This is a genomic window from Pseudomonas sp. M5A4_2d, assembly GCF_053345295.1.
In genome coordinates this window covers 48027-60597 of sequence record NZ_JBKEZW010000005.1, presented here as the reverse complement: position 1 = coordinate 60597, position 12571 = coordinate 48027, and the positions used below count along the sequence as shown (strand labels likewise).

The 12571-nt window shown below is 59.3% G+C and carries 12 protein-coding genes; 5 read left to right on the top strand and 7 right to left on the bottom strand.

What is annotated here, in order from left to right:
• Window positions 1–250: 250 nt before the first annotated feature.
• On the top strand, window positions 251–508 hold the full coding sequence (locus ACLBW8_RS15050; protein WP_447805699.1) for a DUF2790 domain-containing protein: 258 nt from the start codon (window positions 251–253) through the stop codon (window positions 506–508).
• An 80-nt stretch (window positions 509–588) separates the two neighbouring features.
• Here the strand turns inward: ACLBW8_RS15050 and ACLBW8_RS15045 are convergent, their stop codons facing one another.
• Window positions 589–858 (bottom strand): DUF1652 domain-containing protein, encoded by a 270-nt coding sequence (locus tag ACLBW8_RS15045; RefSeq protein ID WP_064452166.1) that lies wholly within the window; start codon window positions 856–858, stop codon window positions 589–591.
• Between the two features lie 222 nt (window positions 859–1080).
• Entirely contained in the window at window positions 1081–2103 is a 1023-nt protein-coding gene (gene ilvA / locus ACLBW8_RS15040) for a threonine ammonia-lyase, biosynthetic (RefSeq protein WP_447805698.1), read from the bottom strand.
• A gap of 273 nt (window positions 2104–2376) precedes the next feature.
• Between ilvA and ACLBW8_RS15035 the strand changes: the two genes are divergently transcribed.
• Window positions 2377–2577: a ParD-like family protein gene (locus ACLBW8_RS15035; protein ID WP_017135045.1), complete on the top strand. Its 201-nt coding sequence runs from the start codon at window positions 2377–2379 to the stop codon at window positions 2575–2577.
• Window positions 2577–3332 (top strand): type I methionyl aminopeptidase, encoded by a 756-nt coding sequence (gene map / locus ACLBW8_RS15030; RefSeq protein WP_447805697.1) that lies wholly within the window; start codon window positions 2577–2579, stop codon window positions 3330–3332. The genes ACLBW8_RS15035 and map overlap by 1 nt, the downstream gene beginning before the upstream one ends.
• 1121 nt (window positions 3333–4453) lie before the next feature.
• Here map and ACLBW8_RS15025 read toward each other — a convergent pair.
• Complete coding sequence (locus tag ACLBW8_RS15025; RefSeq protein WP_064452161.1) at window positions 4454–5392, bottom strand: magnesium transporter CorA family protein; 939 nt, start codon at window positions 5390–5392, stop codon at window positions 4454–4456.
• A gap of 6 nt (window positions 5393–5398) precedes the next feature.
• Window positions 5399–6985: a RimK family protein gene (locus ACLBW8_RS15020; protein WP_064452160.1), complete on the bottom strand. Its 1587-nt coding sequence runs from the start codon at window positions 6983–6985 to the stop codon at window positions 5399–5401.
• Between the two features lie 94 nt (window positions 6986–7079).
• Here ACLBW8_RS15020 and ACLBW8_RS15015 point away from each other — a divergent pair, with 94 nt between their 5' ends.
• Window positions 7080–8180 (top strand): peptidase C39 family protein, encoded by a 1101-nt coding sequence (locus ACLBW8_RS15015; RefSeq protein WP_447805696.1) that lies wholly within the window; start codon window positions 7080–7082, stop codon window positions 8178–8180.
• Here ACLBW8_RS15015 and sfnG read toward each other — a convergent pair.
• Complete coding sequence (sfnG, locus tag ACLBW8_RS15010) at window positions 8164–9249, bottom strand: dimethylsulfone monooxygenase SfnG (RefSeq protein WP_432750312.1); 1086 nt, start codon at window positions 9247–9249, stop codon at window positions 8164–8166. The two genes, ACLBW8_RS15015 and sfnG, sit on opposite strands and share 17 nt — an antisense overlap.
• Window positions 9250–9517: 268 nt before the next feature.
• Between sfnG and ACLBW8_RS15005 the strand changes: the two genes are divergently transcribed.
• Window positions 9518–10756 carry an acyl-CoA dehydrogenase family protein gene (locus tag ACLBW8_RS15005; protein ID WP_447805695.1) on the top strand — a complete coding sequence of 413 codons (1239 nt, stop codon included), beginning with the start codon at window positions 9518–9520 and terminating at the stop codon, window positions 10754–10756.
• A 52-nt stretch (window positions 10757–10808) separates the two neighbouring features.
• Here ACLBW8_RS15005 and ACLBW8_RS15000 read toward each other — a convergent pair whose 3' ends face one another.
• Entirely contained in the window at window positions 10809–11594 is a 786-nt protein-coding gene (locus tag ACLBW8_RS15000; RefSeq protein WP_064452156.1) for a sulfite exporter TauE/SafE family protein, read from the bottom strand.
• Between the two features lie 82 nt (window positions 11595–11676).
• Entirely contained in the window at window positions 11677–12456 is a 780-nt protein-coding gene (locus ACLBW8_RS14995) for a class I SAM-dependent methyltransferase (RefSeq protein ID WP_447805694.1), read from the bottom strand.
• Window positions 12457–12571 lie beyond the last annotated feature (115 nt).

The following is a 12571-nucleotide window of genomic DNA, read 5'->3' as shown; positions in this document are numbered from 1 at the left end:
GGAGCCGGGGCGGGCCTGCGCCACTTCACTCAAACGAGCAGATCTCCTACAAATACGTGGGTATTTTCGGCTATCCACCAAGAAAAAACCGAATGGCATGTAGGACCTGTCTGCCAATCGTTACGTTAATCCATGGTTAATATCGGTAAACAACAGTGCGTCCTACCGCCCCTGACAGCCTCCGCTGTTACCCGGGTCGGGCCTCCCGTTCATCACGTCGATGAACAGACCACTGTGGAAGAGAACACTGATGAAAACACAAACCCTGTTTACCCTCGCCAGCACCTTGGCGCTGGCCGCCGTATCGGCGCTCACCCAAGCCAATGAGCAACCGGTGCCCTATCACTACGGCAAGACCATGGACGTTCAAAAAGTAATTGCCATGACCGAGCCTCAGGTCACTGAATGCCAGGTGATCAATGCATCAATCAAGTTCGTGGACAAGGCCGGCGAAGTGCACTACGTGAGCTACCCGAAGATGTCCCAGGCTTGCCTGTTTCAGAGCTGAAATGCGGCGAAAAAACCCGTATTGGGCCTGGCGTTTATCCAGGCCCACAGGTCTTCGGTGACTCAACCTCAAACTACCACCTAGTAATAGCCGCGCGCTCCGACTCTTTGCAGAGCGGGTGCATGGGTGTGCTTGAGGTCTTCGCGCAACCCGCTGATGAGGTTGCAAATGGCTCGACTGCTGTCGAGTTTATCGGCGTTTATGCCTTTGACTTCCAAATCCACTCGGTCGCGGTCACGGTCGTCATAGACCCTGATCGTCAGCGAAGCATCTTCGGCTTTGGTGCATTCGCACCGTTTGGGCAGGAAACTTCCTTCAATAATGCTGCGAAGTTCTAATTCCGAAAGCATGGCCAACCTCTCCTTTTATGAGACTGCCAACAGATTATTGTGTATCCGGCAGACGCTTGCCTGCCGCGCCTTACCGACCCTGGAAGGCGCTTACCTTCATCAGCCTACTCGGCAAAATCAACTCTTGTTGTAACTTTTCCTCATAAGCGGCAGGCCCATTTATATAACTCTGTTTACGCAGCGCGAATCATCGCCGAACAGCGTCGATTAAACGTTTATGCACTAACTTGCACCTTGCGCCGCCACTCTTTCAGCAACATGTCGCAAACTATCAAAGTTGATATTGGCACCGGAATTCACCGCCACCAGGGTCTGCCCGCGCACGCCTTTTTGGCCGACATAGCGGCGAATGCCTGCTACCGCCAGCGCGCCAGAGGGCTCGGTGATGGAGCGCGTGTCGTCGTAGATCAATTTGATGGCACTGCACAATTCGTCGTTGCTGACGGTGACGACCTCATCCACCCAGTCACGGCAGATTTCAAAACCAAAGGCGCCGATCTGCGCCACGGCGGTGCCATCGGCAAACCCGTCGACACTCGGCAGCACCACTCGCTCACCGGCGCACAGGGCCGCCAACAGGCAACTGGAGCCTTCGGGCTCGACGCCGATGATGCGCACCTCCGGGCGCAGGTATTTCACGTAAGCGGCAATCCCGGCGATCAGGCCACCGCCGCCCACCGGCACAAAGATCGCGTCCAGCGGCCCCTGTTGCTGGCGCAAGATTTCCATTGCCACGGTGCCTTGGCCAGCGATCACGTCCGGGTCGTCAAAAGGCGAGACAAACGTGCACCCCGAGCTCTCGGCTAATTGCAACGCATGGGCCAGGGCAAACGGAAAACTCTCCCCGTGCAGTACCGCCTCGGCGCCCCGCGAGCGTACACCCTGCACCTTCAACTCCGGTGTGCTGCACGGCATGACGATACGGGCCTTGATCCCCAACTCCCGCGCCGCCAGCGCCACGCCTTGCGCATGGTTACCGGCCGATGCCGTCACGACACCGCGGGCTTTTTGCTCAGGCGTAAGCTGCACGAGCTTGTTGTAGGCGCCACGAATCTTGAAGGAAAAAGTCGGTTGCAGGTCTTCGCGCTTGAGCAATACCTGGTTGCCGAGCAACATCGACAGCGCAGGAGCCAGTTGCAGCGGGGTACGCACCGCCAGGTCATAGACCGGGGCGGCGAGGATCTTTTTCACGTAGTGCTCAAGCAGTCCAGGGTCGGCGGAGTGGGTCGCTGTGCAGGTGCTCATGGGTGTCTCCTGGCATTTTGTAAAGGGCACTGGAGACGGAAAAACAAAACCCGCCTCTAGGGCGGGTTTGGGTGCAGCCGTGCGCTATCCCGCCAAATGAGGAATGGCGGTAATAATGCTTGGCTGGCTGCGGAAGGCTTGAAAAGTCATGCAACGAAATTAACCGGCGATTACCGGGCAAGTCAATGCTCAACCACCTTTCAGCGCGCCGGGGTTTACGAGGGATATACGAAACGTATACGCTTTGTATATCCACACAGCACAGTGAACCTCATGGGCATCGTCAAGATTACCGACCAACTGCACGAACAACTGCGCCTGGCCAGCGCCGCCATGGACCGCTCCATCAACGCCCAGGCCGAGTTCTGGATCAAGATTGGCCTGCTCGCCGAACTCAACCCGCACCTGCCCTACAACGAGCTGATCAACAAGCTGTTGTTGGACAAACCCGACCTGATCCGGGGGCGCGGCTGATGATCAAGACTGCCGCTCAACTGGCCGTCATGCGCGAATCCGGGCGCCTGCTGGCCCAGGTGTTCACCATGCTCGACGGGTTTGTCGCCGCCGGACGCTCCACTTTGGAGCTGGACAGCGCTGTCGAAGCCTTCATCCGCAATGACTTGAACGCCCGCCCGGCGAGCCTCGGGCAATACGACTACCCCTTTTGTATCAACACCTCGATCAATGAGGTGGTGTGCCATGGCATGCCGAGCGCCAAGGACGTCCTCAAGGACGGCGATATCATCAACATCGACATTACCCTGGAAAAAGGCGGCTTTATCGCCGACTCCAGCAAGATGTACATGATCGGCAACGTGGCGCCCAAAGCGCAGCGGCTGGTGGAAAAGACCTTCGAGGCGATGTGGGCCGGCATTCGCCAGGTTCGGCCCGGCGCGCGCCTGGGAGATATCGGCCATGCGATCCAGAGCCATGCGCAGGCCAACGGCTACAGCGTCGTGCGTGAATATTGCGGGCATGGTATCGGCCGTGAAATGCACGAAGAACCGCAGATCCTGCACTTCGGTCGGCCTGGCACCGGGCTCGAACTGCGCGAAGGCATGGTCTTTACCATTGAGCCCATGCTCAACCAGGGCAGCGCCAAAGTGCGCAGCCTCAAAGACGGCTGGACAGTGGTGACCAAGGACAACAGCCTCTCAGCGCAGTGGGAACACACGGTCGCGGTGACAGCCTCGGGATTCGAAATACTGACCCTGCAGCCAGCCGTCTGAACGGCACACACGTGTGAGCTGGCTTGCCTGCGATACAGGCGGCGCGGTGTTTCAGGCGCTCTGCGGTGATGCCATCGCAGCATAGGTGTCTACCTATCTTTTTTACGGGTTGAGTGCTGTGGTTGTCGGGGGGCGCTGGGTGCATATCCGTTGTTTGGGTAACGGCTGATATGGGTTCCGCCCTTACGGCGGGTCACTTTGGAAAAGCCCCAAAGTAACCAAAGGGCTCTTGCCCCACCACTCGGCACCTCGCCTAGGCTAGGTGTGCCCTCACGCAGGCTTTGGACCGTGGGCCGCCGCGATGGGCCATCCTTGGCCCATCGCGGCTAACACGGCGTCCTGCCGGGTTACCCACGCTCCAAAGCCTGCGTTCGGCCAGCGTGGTTAACGGGGCGCCTAAGATCAAAATCAACAACAGATCAAAATCAAAAGCAAAGCACGGCGGCCTAGTAGCCGACCTGAGTGGTTAGATCAAAAGCAAAACCGAGGCGGCCTGACAGCCGACCTGATCTTGGAAACTGAACTCAATCAACTGTGGGAGCGGGCTTGCTCGCGAAAGCGGTGTGTCAGTTACAAATAAGTTGACTGACACACCGCTTTCGCGAGCAAGTCGAATCGTCGCACCGCCGCTCCCACAGTGGATCTCATTACATCAGGTAGCAGTAGTGTCGCTCTGCCCAGCTATTGATCTGCTTTTGCTTCAACCACTCAGGTCGGCTACCAGGCCGCCGTGCTCTGCTTTTGATCTGCTGTTGATCTTGATCTGACAGGCCCCGTTAACCACGCTGGCCGAACGCAGGCTTGAATCCGTGGGTAACCCGGCAGGACGCCGGGTTAGCCGCGATGGGCCAAGGATGGCCCATGGCGGCGGCCCACGGATTCAAGCCGGAGTGAGGGCATGCCGAGCCTGGGCGAGGCACCGAGTGGTGGGGCAAAGCGTTTTTTGGTTACTTTTTTAGGCGCTCTTGTAAAAAAAGTGACCCGCCGTAAGGGCGGAACCCTAAGCAGCCGTTACCGCAGCAACGGATATGTACGCAATCCCCCCAACCCCCTCAACACAAAGAGTTGCGTAGACACCTATGGCCATCGCAGGCAAGTCAGCGCCCACAGGTGTTCAGCGCTCACACCACATTTGCGCCACCCGCGATGCGTTTGAGCCCCACCACCATCAACCCCGCCCCAACGCCCATCGCCACCATCAGCAGCGGGTACGACACCCACCACGGTGTACCCGCCGTCATCATGCTGAACTCCGACATGCCGCCCACACTGGCAATCAGGTTAAGCGGCAGGAACACCACGTTGATCAACGTCAGCTTGCGCAGCAGGTTGTTCATGCTGTTGTTCATCAGGTTGCCGCGCGCGTCGATCAACCCGGAAAACACATTGGAGTAGATCTCCGCCTGCTTGTAGCACTGGTGGTTTTCAATGATCAGGTCATCGATCAGCCCCAGGATCTCGGCGCTGAAATGTTCCTTTTCCCCATGATTACGCAACCGCGACAGCACCGCGCCGTTGCTGTGCAGCGCGTTGATGTAATAGATCAGGCTCTCGCTGAGGTTGAACATTTGCATCAGGTGATGGTTGCTCATCGACGCGTTGAACTGTTGCTGCAACTCCCGCGCGACCAGCTTTATCACCTTGAGGTGGCCCAGGTAGTGATGGATGTTGTTGAGCAACAGATCGAGCAGCACATCCAATGGCGTGTGCAGCGGCCGGCGAGCGCCGAGGCCGGACAGCGGGGTTTCATCGGTAGCAATCACCAGCAGGCGACCCGGCGAAAACAACAGGCCGCAGGACGCCACTTCAAACATCAGGTTGCCACCACCGGAGTATTTCTCCGGGCGTTTCCAGATCAGGAACAGGTAGTCGGGGTGAAATTCAATACGTGAGACTTCGTCCGGGTCGAGTGCCGAGGCCAGGGCGTGTTCGTCGAGTTTATGGTGGTCGCGCAGCCATTCGCGTTCGGCAACATCCGGGTTATTGAACAGCATGATCGGAGCGTCGTCCCTGTCCCCTTTGCGCAGCTTTCCGTCGGTCAGTTCAAAACGCTGGATCATGGCGCGTCACCAGACCTGGCCTTGACGTTTCAATTCCAGGCGCCGTACAAACTCCTCCAGCACCAGCGCATACAGGTCGTCTTGCAAATAGGCATCTTCGATACCGGCATCCATATTGGGGTTGTCGTTGACCTCGATCACCACCACCTTGTCGCCGGATTGCTTGAGGTCAACGCCGTACAGGCCGTCGCCGATCAGGTTGGCGGTCTTGACCGCCAGTTCCACCACCGCCTTGGGCGCTTCGTGGACCGCCAGGGTGCGGCATTCGCCGTTGATGTCCTGGCCGATGGCCTTGTGGTTGTAGATCTGCCAATGGCCCTTGGACATGAAGTACTGGCAGGCAAAGATCGGCTTGCGGTTGAGTACGCCGATGCGCCAGTCGTACTCGGTGTAGAAAAACTCCTGGGCCAGTAACAGCACCGAATGTTCAAACAACTCGGCGGTGGCCTTGAGCAAGGCTTCCTGGCTTTCAACCTTGATCACGCCCCGGGAGAAACAACCGTCGGGGATCTTCAACACCAGCGGGAAGCCGAGGCGTTCGCCGACCCGCTCGAAATCTTCCGGTCGCTCCTTGTAGAGAATCTCGGTGGCGGGCATACCCAGTTGGTGGCTGTTGAGCAGGTCGGTGAGGTAGACCTTGTTGGTACAGCGCAGTATCGACGCCGGGTCATCCATCACCACCAGGCCTTCGCTTTCGGCTTTCTTGGCAAAACGGTAGGTGTGGTTGTCGACGCTGGTGGTCTCACGGATCAGCAAGGCGTCGTATTCGGCGAGGCGCGAGTAATCCTTGCGCTCGATCAGTTCCACATCAATGCCCAGGCCCTTGCCGACGCGCACGAAGTTCTCCAGCGCCTTGGCATTCGACGGCGGCAATTGCTCCTGGGGATCATGGAGGATGGCCAGGTCATAGCGGGCCAATCGACGTGAGCGCGGTTGGCGCCAGATCTTGCGGCTAAAGTTGTCGAGGGCGTGGGCGAACTGGTCTTCCTGGTCGTCGCGTAACTTGTGCAATACGCCGGATTTCACGCCCTCGATATGCCAGCCGTTGTTCTTGCGAAATTCAACTAACAAGATCGGACACGGGAAGGTTTCAAACAGCTGACGGGCCAACTCCTGCAACGGTTCTATATTGGTTCGGCCAAAGTACAGCGTCAGGGTAAACCCTTCGGTATTGCTGTAGAGGTGATGACTCAAGGCTTTATCGAGGGTTTTATCCAAGTCATCCAGGGACAAGCCATACAGCGACTTTTTGGTCAGTTCGCTGATGGTACGCACCGATGGAATCACCTTGTGCCCTCGTGCTTCGGCCAGCAACGAGCAGTAGTAACCGTGCCCCAGGTACTTGTAGCTGCGGCACAGGTTGATGACCTGCACGCGCTTGCCCGTTTCGTTCTCGCGGGTTTGCTCGAGGTACTCCTGGGCCGTCACGATGTCTTCGCTGGGGAAGTAGGAGGCCCAATCTTCCTTGCGCTCGACAATAATCACGACTTGACTGGAACCTTTAAGAGGCGCGGAAAAATAACCGTTGGAAGTTATTGTCGCCGCGACGGTTTGCTCGGATACTTCACGCCAATGACTTTGTACCGCCGACATAATATTTGATCCGCTTTAGAGAACTCGACCTTTTCTATTAAGCACGATCTTTTAGAGAAGTCCCGTTTCGTTACGCAACTTTTACGGCGGTCATATGGCTCTTTCCTTTCGCGTTGCAACCCCCGCTGATGTGCCCGAATTGGTGGCGCTGGAACAGCATTGTTTCACCACTGACCGGCTCTCGCCGCGCAGTTTCCAGTGGATGGTCAGCCGCGCCCATGGCCAGTTGCTGGTCGCGGAAAATGAGCAGCAATTGCTCGGTTATGCGCTGGTGTTGTTCCATCGCGGCACCTCGCTGGCGCGGCTCTACTCCATCGCGATCGCCGAGCATGCACGGGGCACGGGCCTGGGCAAGCAGTTGCTGACGCGCATTGAGGCCTGCGCCGTAGCGCATGATTGCGCTTACCTGCGCCTGGAAGTGCGCACCGACAACCCCGGCGCCCTCGCCCTGTATGAACGCAATGGCTACCGCCGCTTTGCCGTGATCAACGACTATTACGAAGACCACACCGCCGCCATCCGCCTGGAAAAACGCATTCTCCAGCATCAGGTCGCGCGCCCGCAGAGCGTGCCGTACTACCAGCAGACCACCGACTTCACCTGCGGCGCCGCCTGCCTGCTGATGGCCATGGGCGCGCTGGTACCGCATCGCCTCGCCCAGCGCCGCGAAGAGCTGCAAATCTGGCGCGAGGCGACCACCGTGTTCATGACCGCAGGCCATGGCGGCTGCAGCCCGCAAGGCTTGGCCCTGGCGGCCTGGCGTCGGGGGTTCAGGGTGCGAATGCAGGTGAATGTGCGCGGGCCGCTGTTTCTCGACGGCGTGCGCGATCAGCATAAAAAGGACGTCATGCGCCTGGTCCACGAGGCGTTTGAGGAAGAGCTGGCAGGCAGCGATGTTGAGCAGGTGCTCGGCGGCGCGCTGGATTTACCTCAAGTATTGCAGGACGGCGGACAGCCGCTGGTATTGATCAGCAGCTACCGCCTCACCCGCTCCAAATCGCCCCATTGGGTGATGGTCACCGATTGCGACGAGGACTTCGTTTACCTGCACGACCCCGATGTAGACCACAGCCAGCATCGCCAGCCCCTGGACTGCCAGCACCTGCCGGTGAGCCATGGGGAGTTCGAGCGAATGTGCCGGTTCGGCAATAACAAATTGCGTGCGGCGGTGGTGCTCTTCAAGCCACTTGTTTGATCCCGGCCTTGGCTTCCAGCTCGCGAACCAGCGGCAACACGCGTTTGCCGAAGTACTCGACTTCCTCCTGGAAGTGCAGGAAGCCGGCCAGCACCAGGTCAACGCCCACGGCCTTGAGCGCGACGATGCGCTCGGCAATCTGCTGCGGGGTGCCGATCAGGTTGGTCTTGAAGCCGTCGTTGTATTGCACCAGGTCTTCGAAGCTGGACTTGGCCCAGTTGCCCTCACCTTCCGGCGAGGCCTTGCCTGCCTGCTTGGCGGCATCACCAAACGCATTCACCGCTTCGGGGTCGGCCTTGTCGATGATTTCTGCGAGCACGGCGCGGGCTTCTTCCTCGGTGTCGCGGGCGATCACAAAGGCATTCACGCCGACTTTGACCGAATGGTTATTCGCGGCAGCCTTGGTACGAATGTCATCCACTTGGGCCTTGATGCCTTCCGGCGTGTTGCCGTTGGTGAAGTACCAGTCCGACACGCGTGCGGCCATGTCCCGCGCCGCCCGCGAGCTGCCGCCCTGGAAGACTTCCGGCTGGCCCAGCGGCTTGGGCTTGAGGGTGTAGTTGTTGAAACGGTAGAAGTCGCCCTTGAAGGTGAAATCGTCCTGGGTCCAGATGCCCTTCAGCGCGCGGATAAATTCCTCGGAGCGGCGATAGCGCTCATCGTGCTCCAGCCACGGCTCACCGATGGCCTGGAATTCGCCCTTGAACCAGCCACTGACGATATTCACCGCGATACGGCCGTTGGTGAGCTGGTCGATAGTCGCCAGTTGCTTGGCCGCCAGCGCCGGCTGCCATGGGCCGGGCAAGATCGCGGCGATGACCTTGAGCGTGGTGGTGGCCGCCAGCAGCGCATGGCTGAACGCCACGGACTCATGCTGGTTTTCGGCGCCGTAGCCTGCGGTGAAGCGAATTTGCGTCAGGCCATATTCAAAGCCTGCCGCTTCGGCCAACTGCGCCAGTTTGCGGTTGTAGTCAATGCCCCAATGGGTGCGTTGTTCAATCTTGCTCACCACCAACCCACCGCTCACGTTGGGCACCCAGTAGGCAAATTTCACGGCTTGCTGACTCATCTAGCGATACCTCGCACAAAGGAATGTACCGAAGGGTTGAGCAGCAAGCGTGCCAGGCCTTGGCAAACGCCCGGGCCATGGGCATCGCGACAAGAAACACAGCGCTGGGTCGCTGGGCGGCGAATGTCAGGGATCGCGCCGGTTTGTCGAAACACTGTTGCTGGAGCAACAGTGAATTGCACCCTTTGCCCCTGAATACGGGCTGAAGAACCCGGCACGGACTGTGCAATCACCGTAACACTTGATCACTGCCCAGGAGCCATACCCCATGACCGAGCAACACGTCATCAACCCACTGTCCACCGGCGTCGATTACCCCACCCTGGCCGCACGTTTTCGGCCGATATTCCAACGTATCGCCGAGGGTGCAGTGGCGCGTGAACAAAGCCGTACCCTGCCCCATGAGCCGATTCAATGGCTCAAGGAGGCCGGTTTTGGCGCGGTGCGGGTGCCGGTGGAATACGGCGGTGGTGGTGCGTCCCTGCCGCAGTTGTTCGAACTGCTGATTGAATTGGCCGCCGCTGACTCCAACGTGCCCCAGGCCCTGCGCGGCCACTTCGCCTTTGCCGAAGACCGCCTGAATGCACCACCGAGCGCGGGTCGCGACCTGTGGTTCAAGCGTTTTGTCGATGGCGATATCGTCGGCTGCGCCTGGACTGAAATCGGCAATGTCGCGATCGGCGACGTCGTCACCCAGGTCAGCCCCGACGGTGACCAATGGAAACTCAACGGCGAAAAGTTCTACAGCACCGGCAGCATTTTCTCCGACTGGATCGACGTATATGCCCAGCGCAGCGACACCGGTGGCGACGTGATTGCCGCCACCCGCACGCGCCAACCCGGCGTGGTGCAAAGCGATGACTGGGACGGCTTCGGCCAGCGCACCACCGGCAGCGGCACCACGCGCTTTACCGACGCCATCGTCGAAACGGAAAACCTCATCGATTTTGCCACCCGTTTCAAATACCAGACGGCGTTCTACCAGTTGGTGCTGCTGGCGAGCCTGGCCGGTATTGGTCGCGCCGCGCTCAACGACGTGGCGCATCAGGTGCGCAGTCGCAAACGCATTTACAGCCATGGCAATGCCGCCCACGTCAGCCAGGATGCGCAGGTTCAACAAGTCGTCGGTGAGGTGGCAGCACTGGTCTACGCCGCCGAGGCCAGCGCGCTTAAAGCCGCAGTGCCGGCACAACAGGCGTACCTGGCGCGATTTGCCGGGGATGACGCCGCAGAACGTGCAGCGAATGTGGCTGCAGAGATTGAATCAGCGACGGCGCAGGTGGTGGTGTCAGCGCTGATCCAGCGTGCCACCAGCGAATTGTTCAACGCACTGGGGGCCTCGGATGTGCGCCAGGGCAAAGCCCTCGACCGTCATTGGCGCAATGCGCGCACCGTGTCATCCCACAACCCGGTGATCTACAAGGCGCGCATCGTGGGTGATTGGGTGATCAACGGCACCGAGCCACCGTTTGTATGGCAGATCGGCAACGGCCCGGCCAAAATCTGACGCGGAAAACAGGTAGGAGCTGGCCCGCTCCCACACTTGAATGGCCTACGCCTTAGAACGCCAGCTTGTAGCCGATGGTCATCAACATGATCGCCAGGCATGGGCGTAATACGCCGTCCGGGACTTTGCCGGTCATGTGGCTGCCGAGGTAAATCCCCGGCAGCGACCCCATCAGCAAAAAGCCCAGCAGGTGCCAGTCCATATTGCCCATGCTGGCGTGGCCCAGGCCCGCCACCAGGGTCAACGGCACGGCATGGGCGATCTCGGTGCCGACTAAACGTCGGGTAGCCAGAAACGGGTACAGGATAAACAGCGCGACGGTACCCAGGGCGCCGGCGCCGATAGAGGTCAAGGCAACCATGGTGCCCAGAATTGCGCCGGTGACCACCGTCAGCGCGTTCAGGTTACGCGGGCTCATGTGGTAGTCATCGCCGGCATGGCGCTGGGCGAAGGCCAACAGGCTTTTCTTGAACAGGATCGCCAGGGCGGTCAACAGCAGCACCACGCCAAGGGCTTGCTTGATCACCGCGTTCATCGCGCTGGGGTCGGTGTGCAGGCTGGCGAGGAACCACAAGGTCAGCAGCACGGCGGGCACACTGCCCAGGGTCAGCCAGCCGGTGATGGTCCAGTCGATGTTCTTGTTCTTGCTGTGTACCAGCACACCACCGGACTTGGTGATGGCGGCGTACAACAGGTCGGTGCCCACGGCGGTGGCCGGGTTAATGCCGAACCACAACAGGATCGGGGTCATCAAAGAGCCGCCGCCTACACCCGTCATGCCCACGATAAAACCAACGATCAGGCCAGCGATTACAAAACCAATATTACCCACATCCATTGCAGCTACCCGCGGCCTTATAAATTTCTGGCCGCAGGATAGCGATTTTTCTTATAACGACTTATATCAATATGATCTGACTTTATGCTTTTTCTGTCAGCCGACGGCAGACGTAGGCTTGAGTCTGGTACTGAAAAGCGACCGTATCGCGCCCGCGCAACGCAGGATGGGTGTCGATCAGCGTGAGCAATTGCGCAGTCACCGTGGCCTTTTGCGCGGCAGGCAGCGCCGCGATGAAGCTCACCGACAGAAAGCGATCCATGATCACTTCCTGAGGGCTGCCCACATGTTGATAGGGAAAGCAGGTGATTTCGGGCGCGGAAAAATACTCGCCAGTGAAGGCTTCGCGCCAACGGCCGCTGTGGAAGCGCGGCGTGTCGCCTTCGTATGGCGTGATGATTTCAGTCATGGCGGCGACCCAATCCACCGACTCGTCGCGCACATTCCACACCAATCCCAGGCGTCCATCCGGTTTGAGTACCCGGTGGATTTCCGCCACGGCCGCCTCGGTGGCAAACCAGTGGAAGGCTTGTGCGCACACCACCGCATCCGCAACGGCGCTTTCCAGCGGAATCGCTTCGGCGGTGCCATTGACCAGGTGCACATCCGGCAGCAGCTTGCTCAACTGCGCGCCCATTGCCGGCACCGGCTCCACGGCAATCAGCGTGGGCGCCAGGGTATTGAGCAAGCGGGTGAACTTGCCGGTGCCGGCGCCCAGGTCGATGACCGTCGACTGCGCGCTAATACCTAGTGTGTCGCTCAACCAGCCGGTGAGTTGCCGTGGATAGTCCGGTCGACCGTGGGCGTAAGCGACGGCCTGGGTAGAAAACCCTTGTTGAGCAGACGCGTGAATACCAGTCATTGCCAATCTCTCCTCGGGTAAAGCGGGTGCACAGTGTGCGCCCTTCGCATTTTATTTTCTAACCGGTGCATCCAATCAGGCGGCTCATGGGTAGTACCCACAGCAACCCTGCTGT